Below are 18,426 nucleotides of genomic sequence, written 5' to 3' on the forward strand. Positions count from 1 at the left end.
TAGTTCACCCCCCCGACGATGCTCGATACCGCTGCTGAAACCCACCTCCACTTTCTCATCACCACCCTCGAAGCGGAATATGGCCGGCAGACCCGCTACAGTACGAAGTCTGCCGTAGACCAGCTCATCGCCACCACCCTCAGTCAGCGTACCAACTACGCCGACGAGAAGGCCGCCTACGACAAGCTCCTCGAAACCTACGGCGACTGGACGGGCGTAGCCGCCGCCCCCGTGGAGGGTATCGAGGCCTGCATCCAGACCAGCCGCTGGCCCGAGATTAAGGCGCCCCGCATCAAGGAGCTGCTCAACATCATCCTGGAGCGCTACGGTAAGATGGATATGCAGTTCCTAGCCGATATGCCGGTAGAAGAGGCCCAGGAGTTACTGATGGAGCTACCCGGCGTAGGTTTCAAGACCTCTACGTTCGTGCTGCTGTTCTCCCTGCGCCGCCCCGCCCTGCCCGTCGATACCCACGTACACCGCGTGAGTACCCGCTATGGTATCCTGCCCGCCAAGATCACTCAGGCAAAGTCCCATAAGGCTCTTCTGGACATGCTGCCGCAGGACGCCGATGAGCTACTAAATTTTCACAAGCTGCTGTTCAAGCACGGGCAGCGGGTGTGTACGTACTCCCACCCAAAGTGTGGGAAGTGCGTGGTGAGTGCGCGGTGTCGGTATGTTCAGGATGCATCTGCTGCTACAAAAACTGCTCCGGCTTAAACCACCTAGCCAGCACCCGCTCATAATTGCCCGGCATCAGGCGGGTGATCTTGTCGATCCAGTAGGCGTCGCGGCCGATGAGGAGCCGGCGCTTCTTCGTTTCGATGGCCTTGATGATCTTGCCGGCAGCCTGGGCGGCCGTGGTCTTGGCCTGCTTTTCGAAGTTGCGGATGAAGCGCTCGCGCTCCCGCTCGTCGTCGATGACCACGTTGCGGTGGATGTTGGTGGCGATGCCGCCGGGGTGGACGCAGCAGATGTGCATCAGCTTGCCCAGCTCTACGCGCAGCGTCTCGGTGTAGCCGCGCACGCCGAACTTGCTCACGTTGTAGGGACCCGAACCCGGGAAGGCGAAGAGCCCGAACACGCTACTGATATTGACCAGGCTGGCGTCAGCTTGCTGGCGCAGGTAGGGCAGGAAGAACTGCGAGCCGTAGATCACGCCCCAGAGATTGACCTGCAGCGTTCGCTCGTAGGCCTCGATGTCCAGCTTGGTCACCGATTGCTGGCGTACGCTCATGCCGGCATTGTTGATCACTACGTCTACCCGGCCGAGGGTTTTATGGGTCTCGTCGGCAAAGGCGCGCATGGCGTCCTGGTCACCTACGTCGAAGACCTTGCGCAGGCCCCGCGTGCGTTCGGGTAGTTCGGCCCAGGTCTCTTCCAGGCTGGTCTCGTTGTAGTCGTTGAGGGCCAGTACGGCGCCCCGGGCGGCCAGTTGCCAGGCCAGTTCGCGGCCGATCCCGGAGCCGGCTCCGGTGATCACCACGACTTTTTCGTTGAATTGCATGCCGTAATGTACGGTAGCTGCCGGGGGGTGCCTAGAACCAGTGACCCAGGTTGAAGTGAACCGCTCCCCCCTCCGTGCCGTAGCCGTAGGTCAGCTCTATCGGCCCCAGGGGTGTACTCAGTCCGTAGCCCAGCACGCCCGCTCCCAGGTAGGTGGACTGTATAGAACTCGGGAAATTCTCGGGGTTACCCAGTCGTGCCCCTCGGGCACCTACGTGCAGGTAGTGGCTGGTGAATAGGCGCCGGCGCCAGAATACCTCGGCCATGAGCAGATTGCTTCCCGATGCTTCCCCCAGTGGGATGCCCGGAAAGGCCTTGAAGTTATTGAGCAGTTTCTGGTTATTGCTGCCCAGGTAGTAGCGGTAGGGTAGGGTGCTCCGATCCAGAAAGCCTCCCGCACTGAAGTCGAGGCCCAGACTATGTTTTTCGCCGAGGGGCAGGAGTCCGAGAACGTCAAGATCGCCGTTGAGGGAAAAGCCATTGGCGTCGCCGCCGATGCGGTGTACGGCCCGCGCCTCGGCCCGTATGCGGAACCCCCGCAGGGCAAAGTGGGCCTGGCTGAGCTTATCGTACAGGAAGTACGTCTTGCTCACGAAGTACAGTTCATCGTTGAGGCCGAACAGTCCGGACGTATCCGCTGCGGCCAGCTGGTCGGAGTTGGTGGTGTAGTACTTGAGTCCCGCGGCTACTCCGGTGAAGCTATTCTGGGTCTGGCGCAGGTCCCAGTACAGCTCGGCGTCCAGGTCGTTGAAGCGGAAGTCTAGCCGGTCCAGCACTACCCGCAGCGGATCTACGGGGGTTTCCGGCACATCGAAGCCTACGTCGGCGTAGTCCAGACTGCTCCGCAGTCCGAAGGCCGAGCCATTGACCCGGTTGATCCGGTAGTCGAAGCGGTAGCGGATGCGGTTGCCGGCGATCAGGTCCAGACTGGCCTGACTGTTGTTGACCAGCACGTCGTACAGCGTCAGGTTCACCAGTACGTTGGCGCGGTATACGGGGTCGTAGTGCAGGCCCAGCCGCAGCTGCTGCCCGAAGGCCGGGGTCTGCTCGAACAGCAGCTCCAGGTCTACCTCATCTTCGGTGTCGTCCGTGTACGACCACTGGTAGTTGATGTTGGCGTAGCGGCCGGTGACGTGCAGGGCGGTGAGTCCCTCCCGAAAGTCTTCCCAGCTGATGCGCCCGGGCAGGGTATCCGGGAAGTAGCTCATGATCTGCCGGTCGGAGAGCTCTACGCTACCACTGATGGTGAGGCTTCCTACATTCAGATACTCCGGCACGCGGGCCGCGGAGGTATCGCGGGTTGTGGAGGCACTCCCCTGCAGTGCGGCCAGGCTATCGAGCTGCGGCTTCATCGCCAGAGCCGCGGTGTAGCCGGCATTGATCAGCGTATCGATGTCGCTGAAGCTTAGTACCGAGTAGCCGTCTAGCTCGGGCTTGATGTCCATGTCGGTCACTTCGTACTGCTCCACGTTGCGCCGGTTGGCCTGGAAGAAAGCGATTTGCATGATCAGATCCCCTACGCTCTTGATGTCGCCCGCCTTGAGGGGGTCGGCTTCTACGCTGATGCCCAGGATGTAGTCCATCCCCTTGGCCTTCACTTCCTCGGCGGGGTAGTTGTTGGATACCCCGCCGTCGGTCAGCAGGCGGCCGTCCAGCTCAAAGGGGCTCAGCACGCCGGGCAGGGCGGCGCTGGCCCGCATGGCTTCGGCCAGCATACCGGTTTCGATCACTACGCCGTCGCCGGTCTCCAGGTCGGTCGCTACGGCCAGGAAGGGGATCGGCAGCTGACTGAAGTCACGCACGTGCCCCACTGCGGCCGTCCAGTTAGCAAACAGGTCATGCACCCGCTGCCCGTCGGAAAGCGCCGTCGGCAGTTGGATACCAAAACTCTGCATGGAGATACTCAACAGGTACTTTTCCTGGTACAGCTTTTCGTAGATCGTGCGGTCTTCGCGCGCGATCGCATCCTGCAATTCGCTCAGGATATCGATACTGCGCAGCAATTCCTCGAGCTGGTCAGCGCTGTAGCCGGCGGCGTAGAGTCCGCCCACGATGGCCCCCATACTGGTACCGCCGATGTAGTCGATCTTCACGCCCGCCTCCTCGATCACGCGCAGGGCACCGATATGAGCGTAGCCCTTAGCCCCGCCGCCGCTGAGCACGAGACCTACCTTCAGGTCATTCTGCTGCCCCCAGAGTTGGGCGGGGCCGCAGGTGCAGAGCAATAGAATAAGGAGCAACGAAAGCAGGCGAGGCATACTAGAGATAGTGTGGGGCGAAAGTAGGTGTTCCCGCGTTCCCGCGGTTCCCGGCTTGTAGCCGGGGCGCCCGGGCCGTGGAGGCCCGGCCAGTGTCACGCATAGCTTCCCCGCGGTTCCCGGCTTGTAGCCGGGGCGCCTGGGCCGTAGAGGTCCGGCCAGTGTCACGTACAGCTTCCCCACGGTTCCCGGCTTCCAGCCGGGGTGCCCGGGCCGTGGAGGCCCGGCTAGTGTCACGTACAGCTCCCTAATCCGCTCCGGTCGCCGCTAAAGCGGCTCTCGCACTCGGAGAGTGCCTCGTCTCCCGCGGTTTGAAACCGCTGCGTACCGCCTCCAGCCGCTGTACTCACCCCTCCCGCTGCACACCCCCTCCCGCTACACCCACCCACCCACTACACGCACCCCACACGCGTACCACCCACGGCGTACTTTGCGAAAGTGAACCGCCACCCATACAGCTACCTGCTCTTACTTGCCCTCGGGCTGAGCCTTTGCACCGGCGTGCGCGCCCAGTGTCCTGTGCCGCTGACGCATACCTACCGCTTCCTCAATCCCCGGGTGGTGGGCTACGACTCGCAGCTGGCGCCCTTCTTCCTGCACTTCGGGGCGGCGTACCGCGAGCAGCTGAGCCAGCCGGCGGAACTACAGCGCGCAGCCAACGTAGCGGAGTGGCACGAACGCTTCTGCGATCAGGCGCCGGCGGCAGACATCGAGACGGTCGTCTACGGCAATACCCTGAACCTGCTCCGGGAGCTGCGCCGCCTGCTGGACATCCCCGAAGCTACCGCCGCCGATCTACCCCAGGCGGTGCGTACCAACGCCTTCGCCCGCCACCTGCTGGAGGCGAAGTGCGTGGAGGTGATCGACTACCTGGTCTTTGCTAAAGAGTGCGAGCCCTTCGTGACCCGGCCGGCCAGTGCGTTCGCCGAGCGCGTACCGGCCCGGGCGGAGATGGAGGCGCTGATCGAGCGTGGACTGGCCGCCTTCCCCCAGACCGAAAGCCACTACGTACGGCTGCGCTATGCGTACCAACTGCTGCGGCTGGCGCACTACCTGCGGGAATATGACTACGTACTGGAACTGTACGACTACCTGATGCCGAAGGTGGACGCCGACCCCAGCCTGATCTACGACTGGATCGAGGGGCACCGGGCCGGAGCGCTGCAGTCGCTGGGTAACTATGCCGAATCGGCCTACCTGTTCAGCCGCATCTTCGAGCGCAGTCCGAGCAAGCGGGAGAGCGCCTACAACAGCTTCCGCATACAGACCGACGCCCAGTGGCAGGAGGCGCTGCTGCTGTGTCAAAACGACCACGAGCGGGCCATGCTGCACGTACTGCGGGCGCATAACGGCCGGGCGGTGGTGGTGGAGGAGCTGCGCGACATCTACGCCTACGAGCCCACCAACCGCGCCCTGGAGCTGCTGACGATGCGTGAACTGCAGGAACTGGAACGGGAGCTGCTGGGAGAAAACCTGCGGCCGGGGACGGCGGGTGCGGGGACGCGGGACCGGCTCATCGCGCTGCAGTCGTTCATCAATCGGGTAGTGGAGGAGCGTACCTCGGACCGTCCGGACTTCTGGCTCCTGGCCCGCGGCGTGCTGGAGCTGCTGGCCGGCGACCACTTCTTTGCGCGGGAGACCTTTGCCATTCTGTCCGCGCGGACGGAGAGCGACACGATCCGCCAGCAGGTAAGTATCCTGGAAAAAGTGAGTGGGGTGCTGGAGCTCAGTCGCGTCACGGACTCCGTAGAACTGCACTACTACGCCCTGCTCACCGACGACGCCCTGCGCAGCCGCTACCCCTCTCTCCGTCCACTGATTAACGATAAGCTCGAAGCGGTATACCGGCAGACGGGCCGCGCCGCCAAGGCCGATCTGCTCCGCTACGGCTTCGATGCCATCGCCAAGAACCCCTCCGTCGACGCCCTGCGCGCTCTGGACCGTATGGCTGACAGCCTCAACCGCAACCGCTTCGACCGCGCGTTGCTGGCTGATCGCGTAGGTCCCCACGCCGTAGCCGATATCACCAACCTGCTGGCCAACGACTACCTGCAGCGCGGACAGTGGAAGGCCGCCCTGGAGCTGTACCGCCGCATCCCCTCCGGACGCATCGATGCCTACGGCCGCTTTGCACCCTTCGAGCGGCAGTTCGGTGATCGGGTCAGCTACGTGCCCCCCGCCGACCGGGCCACCTACAACAAGGTGCAGCTGCTGTCCCGCCTGGACGAGTTGGAAGAAGAAGCCGACCGCACCACCAACGATACCCTGGCCGCCCGCAACTACTTCAACATCGGCCTGGCCCTGTACAACCTGACCTACTTCAGCTACAACTGGGTGTTTGCCGATGCCTTCCGGTCGGGCACGAGTGCGGCGCGGGCTGCGGCGAGTAGTCCGCCTACGGAGGTATTCCCCCACGTAACGGCTCCTCTCGGCAATCGTGAGCACTTCAGTATGGACCAGCCGCGCTACTACTTCGAGCGCGCCATGCGGCGGGCCCCGGATAAGGAAGCCGCTGCCATGGCCGCCTACTATGCCGCCAAGACCGAGCGCAACGAATACTACGCTCGGGGGCGACCGGGAGGGAGCCGACCCTTTAGCTACTTCCGGCTGCTGCAGGAGAACTACGCCAGTACGGACTTTTACGATACCCTGATCGCGGAGTGTAAAACCTTTGCCTGGTTTGTGGGTAGATAGATCGCCTGCGGCTGGTTAGATCGCTTTGCTCGTTAGGCACTTACTACCCAGCTACAGAACCACCCCTCCATGTTATCCCGTCCCCGAAGAAACCGCTCCTCCGCCGCCGTGCGTAACCTGATCCGTGAGACGGAGCTGAATGCGGGGCACCTGGTGCAGCCGATCTTCTTGATGCCGGAAGCGGATGCGCGGTTGCCGATCGCGAGTCTGCCGGGGACCTTTCGGATGGGGATCGATGAGGTGCTGCGGGAGATCGAGGACTGCATGCAGTTCGGACTGCTCAGTTACATGATGTTCCCCGCCGTACCCGAAGAGCATAAAGATAAGACTGGTACCTACGCGACGGCCGCGGAGAACTTCTACCTCCACGCGGCCCGCGCGATCAAGGAGCGCTTTCCGGAGGTGTGCCTGATCTCCGATGTGGCGCTGGATCCGTACAGTACTGACGGCCACGATGGGGTAGTGATTGACGGGGAGATCCACAACGACGAGACGCTCAAGCTGCTCGATGCGATGTCGGTAGCTCAGGCGCAGGCGGGCTTCGATGTGATCGGGCCCAGCGATATGATGGACGGGCGCATCGGCAGTATCCGTCGTGCGCTCGATCGGGAAGGCTATACGGGTACGGGTATCATGGCCTATACCGCTAAGTACGCCAGCGCGTTCTACGGTCCGTTTCGGGATGCGCTGGATAGTGCGCCACGGCAACTGCAGGACGTGCCGTCCGATAAGAAGACCTACCAGATGGACCCCGCCAACGCCCGCGAGGCCCTGCGCGAGGCCGCCCACGATGCCGCAGAGGGTGCCGACTACCTGATGGTGAAGCCGGCCCTGAATTACCTGGATATCATCTACCGCCTGCACGAGGCGCACCCGCTGCCGATCGCGGCCTATCACGTATCGGGTGAGTGCGCTATGCTGCTGGCCGCCGCCGAGCGGGGCTGGCTCGACTACGAGCAGGCTGCCTCCGAGGCCCTGCTGAGTATCCGTCGGGCCGGGGCGGACGTGATCATCAGCTACTTCGCCAAGGACTACGCCCGCTGGTCGTGATCATCAGCTACTTCGCCAAGGACTACGCCCGCTGGTCTAAGTAGCCGTGAAGGTTACACGAGTACATCGAACAGACCATCCAGCTCGTCGAAGCTCTTATAGCCCACCTTCTCCTCGCTGCTTCCGCGAAAGGCTAGTCCGGGGAGGAGCTGCCGGGCCTGCGCTACGTCGTCCGGCGTGAGGTCGATACGCAGGTACGCCTGCCGGTCGCCGGTCATTGCCTGCAGCATGTCGGCGGTGAACGGATGACCCTCCAGCAAATCGGACCAGGTGATGCCGCCGTCCGTGAAGTCCAGTACTACGGTGCCGGCTACCTCACCGAGCTGCTCGGCTACATCGGCGGCGGACTGGTAGCCGGCTACCGGGATGCGGGTGAGGACGGTCAGGTCAGACCCGGCGACGTAGCTACTACCGTGATCGAGCATGACGTGGGTGATACCGCGTTCGTGCAGCACATCCGGGGGGAAGTTCGCACCGGCGTCCGCGCCCAGTTCGGCTACGCAGACGGGGCCCTCGACCCACTCGCGGATGGCCAGAAAGTAGTCGGGGGTGAGGCCCGCGTCGCCCAGGGGGAAGCAGAGGTAGTCGGGGTGCCAGGCAGCGAAATAGCGGGCATCGGTAAGGTGGGTGATGCCGTAGGCTAGGATGGGAAGGTTAAACATAGAGAAGGGCTAAGCTCGTCGGCCGAGATGGTCTAGATTCCTGTGCCAGTCGGCGGACGAGGCAAGCTACGCAAGCCTTGGCAGACGACTTATCGTTACTGACCGGCTACGACCACGACGATCTCGCCGCGGACCTTGGTGCGGGCGGCGTAGTCGGCCTTCAGCTCGGCCAGGGGGGCGGTGGTGATCTCTTCGTATAGCTTGGAGATCTCGCGTGCTACGCAGGCCTGTCGGTCGGGGCCGCAGTGTTCTTCGAGCTGCCCGAGCAATTTGGCGATCCGGTGGGGACTTTCGTAGAGCACGAAGGTGTTGGGCAGGGCCGCGAGGTGGATCAGCCGCGTCTGCCGGCCCTTTTTGTGCGGCAGGAAGCCCTCGAAGTGGAAGCGGTCGCAGGGGATGCCACTGGCGGCCAGGGCGGGTACGAAGGCGGCGGCTCCCGGCAGACAGCTTACATCCACGCCGGCCGCGCGGCAGGCGCGTACCAGTAGAAAGCCCGGATCGCTGATGCCCGGGGTGCCGGCGTCGGTGATGAGGGCATAGGTGGAGCCGGCCTTCAGCTCCGTGACCAGCTGCTCGACCAACGCGTGCTCGTTGTGGGCATGGTAGGCGCGCAGCGGCGTCTCGATGCCGTAATGTTGCAGCAGCGGACGGGAGGTACGGGTGTCTTCGGCCAGTACCAAATCAACATCACCCAGGAGGCGCAGGGCCCGCTGGGTGATATCTTCTCGGTTGCCGATGGGGGTGGGGATGAGGTAAAGCACGGGCGCAAAGGTCGCTGCGCCGGCCGGTTACAGCAAATCTTCCTGCTCCATTGCGTTGCGGACGCCGCGGCGTACCATCTCTACGGTCGCACCGTAGGCCATATGGCTACCGAGCTGACCGACCTGCAGGCCTACGTCTTCCTTGAGGGGATTGGGGGCCAGTCCGAGGGCGGGCAGGGCTACTTTGTGGGCCAGGGTCCACAGGGCGGCGCCGAAGGGGATACCGGCGGGGGCCTGTACGGCGGGGGCGGCTTCGGCGATGACGCCGTAGATGCCACCTACGATGGCACCGAAGGCGATGTTGAGGGCCTGTTGGACAGTTTCTTCCGTGTTGCGGTTGATGTCCGTGCCGACGAGTTCTTCAGCACCTTCGACGACCTGGAGGCGGGCGTCGTGCTCCTCCTGGGGCTGGGCGGTGGGCATGCTGCGGTCTACTAGCATCTTCACGCCGGTACCGACCAGGCCGCCGATCATACCGGATACGAAGCCGCGGACGTAGTCGGGCTCGTGGTAGGTGCGGGTGCGGGTGAAGTAGTCTCCGGCCGTATTGAGCGTCTCGGCGGCGTAGCCTTCGGCACTCTTCGCGGCACTGGCGGCGGAGTGGTAGGCGCTCTTACCGGACGAGCCGAGCAGGCTGTTGATGGAGCTGGCGGCGGAGTGGTAGGTGCTATCGGCGTACTTTTCTACGGGGGTCAGATCCGTATGCTTAATGGCGTTCAGAATAGTGTTTAGTAAGGACATATACTTGGTTTTGCTAGTGGAACGGGGGGGCGGGGCCGCAGGTTCGGCGGTTTAGTCCCGCTTCTTTCCGAACAGGCGCTTCACCCAGCTTTCCTTGCGCTCCGCCCGCCGCTCGTCCTTGCGGTCTTCCTTCTCCAGTTCGCGGGCAATGCGGTCGGCGTACGCGCGGGCCGATTCGTTATTCCGTCGCCGCTTGTCGTTGACCATCTCCACGATCTCTTCGCGACTGAACTCCCGCAGGCGGCGCGTGATGTCGCGGTCGGGGGCAAACTCGTCAGCGTTAGCCATGATCGGCAGCTCGTCCAGGTAGTCGGGGCAGTCGAGCAGGGCCAGCGTCATCTCGTCGAGGGCGGGGAAGCTGCCGCCGCGGAAGGTCTCCAGCCCCTTAGTATCCTGCACCTTACGCAGGAACGTGCCCCAGATGGGCATGGCCGTAGCCGTAGCCGAACCCCGGCCCAGCGTACGGAAGTGCACGGCCGGGTACTCCGCGCCGACCCAGGTGCCCACCACCAGCTTGGGGGTGAAGCCGAGAAACCAGCCGTCGGACTGGTCCTGCGTCGTGCCCGTCTTGCCGGCCAGGGCGCCCCGGAGGCCGTAGGTCGAGCGCAGGCGGGCACCCGTGCCGCCGTTCACCACGCCGGCCAGGAGGTAGGTGGTGATCTTGGCGGTCCGCTCGTCCATCACCCGATCGGTGGCCGTGGGTGCGGGGAGCGTGACCAGCACCCGCCCCGCCGCATCCTCGATCCGCGTGAGGTAATGGGGACTGGGCGGACGGCGGCCCTGATTCGCCAGCGTAGCGTAGAGCGTAGTCATTTCCACCAGGCTCGCCTCTACGGTACCCAGTGCGATACTGGGGATGCTCTGGACGTTCTGCTCTACGCCCATGGCGTTGATGGTGCGGGCCAGATTAGGAAGTCCGCTGCGCACGGCCAGATTCACCGCCACGGTATTAACGGACTTGGACAGTCCGCCCCGCATAGAGTAGGCCCCTGCGTACATGCTGCCCGGGTTGCCGGGACTGTAGTCATTGTACTCCGCATACGTAACCTGCTCGGCGGCGGTATACTCACACGGCTGAATGCCCTGCTGAAGGGCCGTAGCATAGACGGCCGGCTTGATGGTCGAGCCCACCTGCCGCCGGCTGCTGACGTGGTCGTACTGGACGAAGCGGTAGTCCACCCCGCCCACCCAGGCCAGTACGGTACCGGTGGCCGGGTCGGTAGCCAGCAGGCCGGCGTTCATCAGCGTGAAGTAGTGGCGCAGGCTATCGATGGGTCGCATCAGGGTATCTACCGGTCCGGCGGTGCGCGCATCGTAGATGGTCATCTGGCGGGGCCGGCGGAGTTCGTCCAGGATGGCTTCGCTCTCCAGACCGGCGGCGGCGAGGCTGCGGTAGTGGGTGCTGCGCTTGAGGGCACCCCAGAAGGCGTCGTTCCAGGGGGGCTGCTTGCTGGATCGCCAGTCGGCGGCCAGGCTCTGCTGGATGCGGGGAAGTTGCTCGCGGACGGATTCCTCGGCCAGCTGCTGCAGTCGTGAGTCGAGGGTGGTGTAGATGCGCAGCCCGTCGCGGTCGATATCGTAGGGCCGGCCGTCGGGGTGGGGGGTGTCGGCCAGCGCTTGCTTGACGTCCTGCCGCAGCCGCTGCCGGAAGTGGGCGGCGGAGCCTACGCGGTCGTTGTCGCGGCGGTAGTTCAGGGTGAGGGGCAGCTGGGCTACGCTATCGGCTACGGTGGGGGTTATGCTGCCGTTTTTGGCCATGAGCGAGAGCACGACATTGCGCCGGCCGGTGCTCTTGTCCGGATGGTTGCGGGGACTGTAGGTGGTATTAGCCTTGAGCAGACCCACCAGTACGGCCGCTTCCTGCAGATTCAGCCGCAGGGCGGGCTTGCCGAAAAAGCGGTTGGCGGCCACCTCGATGCCGTAGGCGTTCTCGCCGAAGGGGACGGTATTGAGGTAGAGGTTCAGCAGTTCGGGTTTGGTGTACACGTCCTCCAGGCGGCTGGCGATGACCATTTCACGCAGCTTCATCTTCAGCACGCCGAGCCGGTCGTAGCGCTGACGGGGGTAGAGCTGCTTGGCCAATTGCTGGGAGATGGTGCTGCCACCGCCGCCACTGCGGTCTCCCATGAGTACGGTGCGGATAGCTACCCGAAACAGCGCCCGCACGTCGATACCCTGGTGCTCGAAGAAGCGGGCGTCTTCGGTAGCCACCAGCGCCTCGGTCACGTAGGGACTGATCGCCTCCGCCGGCACACTCACGCGGTTGATCTCGAAGTACTTGCCGAGCAGCACCCCGTCGGCGGCATAGACGGAGGAGGCATCGGCATTCTCCACATTGGCCAGTTCGTCTTCATCGGGCAGCGGCCCGTAGGCCCCCAGCAGTACGCCGGTGAAGAGGAACAGGAAGAGCACCATGACCAGTAGCACGGGTACGGCGGCGGCCAGGGCGAGCAGTTTCCAGCGGGGCTGTGCCCGGAGAAAGGCAAGGAAGGTTTTCAGGGGCGCTTTGGCCATAGTGTCATGAACGGTTATCCAGGCTGTAACGCCCCAGCAGTAGAGTTCTTATTGCCCACACCCTTATCAAACTGTTAGGACGCAAAATCTGCGGCTAATCCGCAGTCATCTGCGGTCGATTTATACCACCTACTGCACCTGAAACAGTCCATTAGCAAACAAGAACTTCCCCTCCTCCCAGAAGGCCCGGAAGAGCGGGTTATCTACCAGGTAGACGACCTGTCCGCGGCCCACGGGCTCTACGCCGAAGTTGAGGGTCTCCTGAATCTTGGTGTAGGCTTCATTACCCACGAAACCCTGCACCTGCGTTCCCGCCCGGATGCGACCTACGTTCCAGCCCTTTTCGAGGTAGGCGTAGGCATCGTCGGAGGTCTTGAGGGAGGCGTAGCGCGCGCCGATGCCGAAACTGAGCGGGTGGGTCGCGTCGAGCTCCACGTCCACGATGGCACCGGGAATGTAGCCGGCGATGAAGCGGCGCTCCTGCCCGGCGTAGGGCTGTAGCAGTTTTTCCTGTTTGGCCTCGTCGGAGAGCGTGTCCTTAGGTTCCTTTTTCTTCAGACCGAAGCCTTCTTTATCGGCCAGACTGCCATTGGCTGCGCCGATACTGATCAGCTTGCCGCCGGCGCGCACCCAGCCGGTCAGCGCCACCAGCTCCGTATCGGTGAAATTGTAGCGGCCTTCGGGCAGCACCAGCACGTCGTAGTCGCCGTCGAAGATATCGTCCATATCCTCCCGGTGGAAGACGCTCACGGGGTAGTCCAGCGCCTGCTCGAAGTAGTACCAGACCTGGCCGAACTCGTTATTGTACACCCCGTCGCCGGATACCGTAGCCACCTTAGGCGCTACGATGAGTTCGAAGTTGCTGCCGCCCAGGTCGCCGCCGATATTGGTGCTGAAGCCGCTCTGCAGTACGCTCAGACTGGCCTCGTGCTCGCGCGTAACGCGGCGCAGCTTGGTGGCGAAGTCGTCCGTGACCCGGTTGTCGCCCCGGTTCACGACCAGGGTGCCGGCGGGGTACTGCCGCTCGCCGAAGGTAAAGTCGGCCGTAGCCGTGCGCACCTGGATGCCGGCCCGCAGTAAGGCCGCCAGGTAGCGGGCGCTGTTCATGCCCTCCCAGGGTACGGCGAAGGCGTAGGCGGTGGCGATGTCCACTTCAGCCAGGGGGTCGCGGTAGGTGGCGGTTTCGTAGGGCTCGGTGTCCAGTTCGAGCTGCTCGGTGCTGGCGTAGGTCTCCAGGCCGTAGGCGGCCGGAATGCTCCAGGCCGTGATGTCGTAGGTCACCGAATCCTCCACCACCGCCGAGGGGTCGAAGAGCACCTGGGTGAGCACCGCGCGGGGCTGGTGGGCGGAGATGATCAGGTCACCGGCCGCTACATCCCCCTCCGTCTCTTCACCCAACGCATAGTCATACAACCTTAACCCCTTACCCCCTTCCCCCCCTAACCCCTTACTATACCGAATACCGTTGCGGTCCAGCAGCTCGGTCAGGGCGCGCAGTTTGCCGGGGGCGTTGCTGCCCTTGACGACGTAGGTCCGGTACGGCCCCTGGGGGTTTTCGCTTGCGTTGGCGAAGTAGTTGGCGAACTCCGAAGTGATGCGGTCGGCCTCGCGGGCGGCGATCTCTACGGTGCTCAGGGAGGTGGCGCGGTGGTGGGCAACGCGGTCGTAGAGCGTCAGGGTATCGCCGGTGGGTAGCGCGATGGCCCGGCCGCCGCGGGAGCCGCCGCCCTGCTCGTAGGTCATACCGATGGCGCCGTTGAAGGTGGGGTAGGTATCGCCGTAGCTGGGGTAGAGCAGGTCGAAGCGCTCGCGGGTGAAGTACAGCCAGCCGTTGCGGTCGAAGTACTTGGCGTGGTTCTGTCCGATCTCGGTCTGGAAGTCGCCCTGCCAGTCGGTGATGTACTCGTGGTACGGCTTGGCAGCCGGGGCGAAGTAGTACGGACTGGTGTACCCCTGCTCGTGCACGTCGGCGTGGATGTGCGGCATCCACTGGTGGTACTTGATCAGGCGCTGGCGGCTTTCCACCTGCGTCTGCCAGGCCCAGTCGCGGTTGAGGTCGAACATATAGTGGTTCACGCGCCCACCGGGCCAGGGCTCCTGGTGCTCGCGGGTATCGATATCGGCGTTCACGTGCCGGCTCTGCATCTGCCGGAACCAGTTGGTGTAGCGGTTGTAGCCGTCGGGATTCTCACTGGGGTCGATCAGCACGACCACGTTCTGCAGCCACTCGCTGGTCTGGGCGTTGTTCGGATCGGCCAGGTCGTACAGTACGCCCATACTGGCCTCGGAGCCGGCCGCCTCATTGCCGTGCACGCTGTAACTGAGCCAGACGATGGCGATATCGTCGAGCGCGGGATCGGTGTTGCCATCGAGCAGCCCGGCCCTCCGCAGGTTGTTCTCCCGGATGGCCTCGATACGTGCCAGGTTCTCGGGCGTGGAGATGGTGGCCAGTACGAGCGGGCGGTCTTCGTTGGTCAGGCCGTACTGCTCCAGGCTCACCCGCGGGCTCTGCTCGGCCACCAACTGATAGTAGTCAACCAGGGTGTGGTGGGGCGTGAAGGTCTCGCCGAGCTCGTGCGGCAGGAAGGCAGAAGGGGACGTGACATCCTGGGCGCGGGCGCCGGTGCAAAGGACTAAGAAGAGGCAGAGAAACCGGTAATGCATGGGGGAACGAATTGACCGGTTAAGGTAGCTGAAAAGCGGGGCTTGGATTGATAAGCTGAGGTCGTCTGCTCGACGAGTAGATGTAAGGAGGGAGCAACGATAAGGCAGCGCACGCAGCACAAGGGTGTTGATATGGCTAAGGCTGCAGAAATTTAGCAGTGGGTGAATCCTCATGCGCTGCAGCACACGCGGGCGGCGCTGCTTACGGAAGCCGGGATTACGCCGCAGACGTTGGGACCTGCTTTGAGTTATCAGTCACGAGAGACGATCGTACAATTACATAAGACGTAGATAGTAATTTAGAGATAATTGTATGTCGGTGTTTTTTAGGATACTATATATGCCGTGTACGGGTCACAGAATACACTCTGCATGAAATATGTTTATTATTAATTGTATTTCATCTTAAAAGGCCTAGTAACGCAGATATTACGAATCCACCAAATCCTATTAAGATTAGTATTGTACCTGCCTCCAGGTATTTTCTGTCCTTCTCACTCAAATAAGGACTTGCTAATTTTGACTTATTACGACTACGTTCGAATATCTCAGCGAAAAGCTTAGATCCAGCATATACGTACGCTAAGAGCCCTAAGGACGAAAATACTATACAACCGTACAGCAAAGCAGTAGATAAATCAGACATTCCCTCCATAGCCATCTAATTTTTCCTCCTCAAATTAATCAAACTAAGATTTGAGGTAAGGTAACTGTTTACACTACCGGCGCTTATTGTGCACTACTACCTCACCCTTCAGTTTCAAACTGATAACTGGGTAGTATTAAGCTAATTCTACTAAGTGCGAAACTAGTCGGCGAGGGGTAAGCATGGCGTAAATATACAGGGGATCAACAAAATGTATACAGTTTACTTAGTGATCTGTATAAAGTCCACTTAGTAATTAGTATAAATTTGCCGATCAAGATGTGCCGGAGAGCACTAGATGCTGGAATTAGATACTTCGGACCTCACGGTCAAAAGCCACTATGCCCTTCCGGCCCAATAGCTATTGGGAGAAACCACCACATCTCAAAACTCCCGCCCCCCAAACTCACTATCCAGAAGCTTCTCCTCCCGCCGCCCACGCGTGAAGCGGTAGCTGACGGCCAGGCGGAGGATATCCGCCTCGTAGACGTAGTTGGTGGTGGTGAAGAAGTCGGCCGACTGGGTGGTGATCGAGCGTTCGTTGGCGTCCCAGAGGCCGAGACCGATGTTTTGCCACTGGAAGAGAACGGTGACGCGCCGCTTGGGGAACTCCTTCTTGACTGACAGGTAGGGGGAGTAAAAGCGACTGTCCCGCCCCTGGGCCGTGACCCGGGCCGAGAGGTAGTCGATGCCGAGCTGCCCGCTGAAGGTCCGGGTGAAGGCCACGTCGGTGTTGGCACTGATGGAGTAAACTGTCGTGGCCGTATTCACCGCCGCGTCGAAGAGCCGGCCCCGAATGCGGTAGTTGTACACGTTGCCGCTTAGGTACAGCTGCCAGCTCGGGGTGGGGTAGAGGGTCGTACCCGCCTCCAGTCCGAAGGCGCGGGCATCACCGGCGTTGGTGTATATGCGGTTGAGAATGGTGTCGTTGTAGATCGTATTGACGCGGTTGATCACATCGTTCACCTGCCGGTAGTAGACGTTGGCGAAGGCGGAGTGGTCGCCCCAGTTGCCGGTCAGCCCCAGCTCGACCAGGTCGCTCAACTCGGGGAGCAGCTCGGCGTCACCCTGCTCCAGGGTCTCGTTGTGCTCCCGCTCGGGGAAGGGCGTCATCTTGAAGGTGGTGGTGCGCTCGATGCGCTGGCTGTAGCCCGCCTTCAGGGCCAGGCCTTCGCGCAGTTGGTACTTGAGGTTGAGGGAGGGGAACAGGTTCAGCCGGTCCAGCCGGTAGGTAGTGTCCGGCCGGTTAAGGGTCACGCGGCGGTCGAAGTACTCCAGGCGCAGACCGCCGCCGTACTGTAGCTTACCCTTCGTGCCGCTCACCTGGGAGTACAGCGCGTGAATGTCCCGCCGCAGCAGGATACCGTTCGTAAATTCCGGATTCACCACCAACTGACCCGTCGTAAAGTCCTTGTCCAAATACTCGAAGTCTCCCGGATGCTTCAGGTAGCGGTACTGGTAGCCGCTTTCCCACTTGACGGTGCCGAGGGTGCGGACGTAGTCAGCCCGTAGCCGTAGGCCATCGAGGGGGTTGTCGTTGTCGTTGCGCTGCAGTTGGAGGGTATCGCGCAGACTGGGCCAGGAGAGGATGCGATTATCGGTCGGCCCACCGAGCACGGTGCGCTCGTAGAGGCCGCTGAGGGTCAGGCTGCTCTCATCGGCGAAGTCCAGGGTGTAGTCTAATGAACCGATGAAAAAATCGCCGCGCCGCACGCGCAGGTTCTCATTGTAGAAGGTAGCGTTGCTGAGTACGTCCCCGCCGTCGGTGAGTACGTCGCCGGTGGCCAGGAAGCGGCCGTAGTAGGCTCCCGGCCCCAGGAAGTCTGCCGGAGCGATCCGCGTCCGCCGCTGGTTGGTGTACAGGATATCGGCCGTACGAAACTGCGTACGCTTACCGGCAAACAGGCCCGCGCTGAGCCGTTGGTCAGGCGTAATCTCGTGGGTCACGTTCAGACGGGCCGAGTAGTTTTCGCGCTCGAAGCTGCGTTCACCGTCGGAGGGGAACTCGGTCAGCACGCCATCCCGGTAGGTGTTCACGTAGCCCTCGCGGCGGCCGGCCTGGTCGTCGCGGCGGTAGTCCAGCCCCAGGGTGTAGGTCCAGTCGCTGTCGCGGTAGCCCACCGTCACGTCGGCGCCATCGCGCCGGGGCATGCTGGCGTTGTCGTAGTCCCGCACGCTGGGCAGGCCGATGCTACTATTGGCTAGCAGCGTCCACCCGTTCAGGCTGCCCCGCCGGGTACGAATGTTGAGGATACCGCCCTTACCGTCGGGGTCGTACTTCGCCGAGGGGGAGGTGATGAATTCCACCGATTCGATCGCGTTGGCGGGCAGCTGGGCCAGGAGCGTCAGCGGATCGCCCTGGGTGGGTTTGCCGTCGATCACGAGCTGAAAGCCGCTGGTGCCGCGCACGGAGATGTTGCCATCTACCCCTACCGCTACGGCCGGCAGGTTGCGCAGTAGGTCGGTAGCCGTCCCTCCTCGCGCATTCTCGAACTGTTGGGCGTCGAAGACTTGCTTATCCACCCGGTGCAGGTCCGTCAGCTTGCGGCCCGTCACGTTCACCTCGGCGAGTACCCGGGCGGCGGTGCGCAGGTGCAAGGTGCGGGGCGGAGGGCGACGCTCCACGGTAAACGCCCCCAGATACTCCGTCGCGTAGCCCACGAAACTGGCGCTGAGCAGGATCTGCTGACCCACCACCAGCCCCGGCAGTTCCCAGCGTCCCTCCGCACCGGCGACCCCGCCCGTGAGCAGGGTAGAATCGGTGGCATCCAGCGCGCGCAGGGTGGCGTACTCTACCCCGGTGCCCGCCTCGTCGACCACCGTACCGGTGAGGGTGACCGTGGTCTGTGCCCCACAGTAGAGGGACAGAAGCAGTAACAGGGGGATTAGGCGCATAAGAGATTAAAGGTACCGCAATTCCGCAGTGTGCG

The 18,426-nt window shown here is 62.6% G+C and carries 11 protein-coding genes; 3 read left to right on the top strand and 8 right to left on the bottom strand.

The features are described 5' to 3' along the window. The first annotated feature begins 18 nt into the window (after window positions 1–18). On the top strand, window positions 19–720 hold the full coding sequence (locus tag MJQ68_RS10105) for an endonuclease III domain-containing protein (protein ID WP_238750986.1): 702 nt from the start codon (window positions 19–21) through the stop codon (window positions 718–720). On the opposite strand, the gene MJQ68_RS10110 is transcribed toward MJQ68_RS10105, so the two are convergent. Continuing rightward, window positions 698–1,507: an SDR family NAD(P)-dependent oxidoreductase gene (locus MJQ68_RS10110; protein ID WP_238750987.1), complete on the bottom strand. Its 810-nt coding sequence runs from the start codon at window positions 1,505–1,507 to the stop codon at window positions 698–700. The genes MJQ68_RS10105 and MJQ68_RS10110 overlap by 23 nt on opposite strands. A 31-nt stretch (window positions 1,508–1,538) precedes the next feature. Further along, complete coding sequence (locus MJQ68_RS10115) at window positions 1,539–3,764, bottom strand: patatin-like phospholipase family protein (RefSeq protein WP_238750988.1); 2,226 nt, start codon at window positions 3,762–3,764, stop codon at window positions 1,539–1,541. Window positions 3,765–4,202: 438 nt separating this feature from the next. Here MJQ68_RS10115 and MJQ68_RS10120 point away from each other — a divergent pair, with 438 nt between their 5' ends. Both MJQ68_RS10120 and hemB read left to right on the top strand, forming a co-directional pair. Further along, entirely contained in the window at window positions 4,203–6,458 is a 2,256-nt protein-coding gene (locus MJQ68_RS10120; protein ID WP_238750989.1) for a hypothetical protein, read from the top strand. A 69-nt stretch (window positions 6,459–6,527) separates the two neighbouring features. Then, window positions 6,528–7,508, top strand: a complete 981-nt coding sequence (hemB, locus tag MJQ68_RS10125) for a porphobilinogen synthase (RefSeq protein WP_238750990.1) — start codon at window positions 6,528–6,530, stop codon at window positions 7,506–7,508. Between the two features lie 53 nt (window positions 7,509–7,561). On the opposite strand, the gene MJQ68_RS10130 is transcribed toward hemB, so the two are convergent. The 6 genes from MJQ68_RS10130 to MJQ68_RS10155 form a co-directional block, all read right to left on the bottom strand. Then, entirely contained in the window at window positions 7,562–8,170 is a 609-nt protein-coding gene (locus MJQ68_RS10130; RefSeq protein ID WP_238750991.1) for a hypothetical protein, read from the bottom strand. A 95-nt stretch (window positions 8,171–8,265) separates the two neighbouring features. After that, a complete protein-coding gene (gene rsmI / locus MJQ68_RS10135; RefSeq protein ID WP_238750992.1) occupies window positions 8,266–8,931 on the bottom strand; it encodes a 16S rRNA (cytidine(1402)-2'-O)-methyltransferase in 666 nt (221 codons plus the stop codon). A 27-nt stretch (window positions 8,932–8,958) separates the two neighbouring features. Further along, a complete protein-coding gene (locus MJQ68_RS10140; RefSeq protein ID WP_238750993.1) occupies window positions 8,959–9,672 on the bottom strand; it encodes a DUF1440 domain-containing protein in 714 nt (237 codons plus the stop codon). 51 nt (window positions 9,673–9,723) lie between these two features. Further along, entirely contained in the window at window positions 9,724–12,186 is a 2,463-nt protein-coding gene (locus MJQ68_RS10145; protein ID WP_238750994.1) for a transglycosylase domain-containing protein, read from the bottom strand. A 129-nt stretch (window positions 12,187–12,315) separates the two neighbouring features. Continuing rightward, window positions 12,316–14,850 (bottom strand): M14 family metallopeptidase, encoded by a 2,535-nt coding sequence (locus MJQ68_RS10150; RefSeq protein ID WP_238750995.1) that lies wholly within the window; start codon window positions 14,848–14,850, stop codon window positions 12,316–12,318. 1,030 nt (window positions 14,851–15,880) lie between these two features. Beyond that, a complete protein-coding gene (locus MJQ68_RS10155; RefSeq protein ID WP_238750996.1) occupies window positions 15,881–18,391 on the bottom strand; it encodes a TonB-dependent receptor in 2,511 nt (836 codons plus the stop codon). Window positions 18,392–18,426: the final 35 nt, after the last annotated feature.

The organism is Neolewinella maritima (assembly GCF_923081025.1).
Taxonomy (GTDB): Bacteria; Bacteroidota; Bacteroidia; order Chitinophagales; family Saprospiraceae; genus Neolewinella; species Neolewinella maritima.

Coding starts and splice junctions, on each gene's coding strand:
- MJQ68_RS10105 (WP_238750986.1), top strand. CDS start 19: ATGCTCGATACCGCTGCTGAAACCCACCTCCACTTTCTCATCACCACC.
- MJQ68_RS10110 (WP_238750987.1), bottom strand. CDS start 1,507: ATGCAATTCAACGAAAAAGTCGTGGTGATCACCGGAGCCGGCTCCGGG.
- MJQ68_RS10115 (WP_238750988.1), bottom strand. CDS start 3,764: ATGCCTCGCCTGCTTTCGTTGCTCCTTATTCTATTGCTCTGCACCTGC.
- hemB (WP_238750990.1), top strand. CDS start 6,528: ATGTTATCCCGTCCCCGAAGAAACCGCTCCTCCGCCGCCGTGCGTAAC.
- MJQ68_RS10130 (WP_238750991.1), bottom strand. CDS start 8,170: ATGTTTAACCTTCCCATCCTAGCCTACGGCATCACCCACCTTACCGAT.
- MJQ68_RS10140 (WP_238750993.1), bottom strand. CDS start 9,672: ATGTCCTTACTAAACACTATTCTGAACGCCATTAAGCATACGGATCTG.
- MJQ68_RS10145 (WP_238750994.1), bottom strand. CDS start 12,186: ATGGCCAAAGCGCCCCTGAAAACCTTCCTTGCCTTTCTCCGGGCACAG.
- MJQ68_RS10150 (WP_238750995.1), bottom strand. CDS start 14,850: ATGCATTACCGGTTTCTCTGCCTCTTCTTAGTCCTTTGCACCGGCGCC.
- MJQ68_RS10155 (WP_238750996.1), bottom strand. CDS start 18,391: ATGCGCCTAATCCCCCTGTTACTGCTTCTGTCCCTCTACTGTGGGGCA.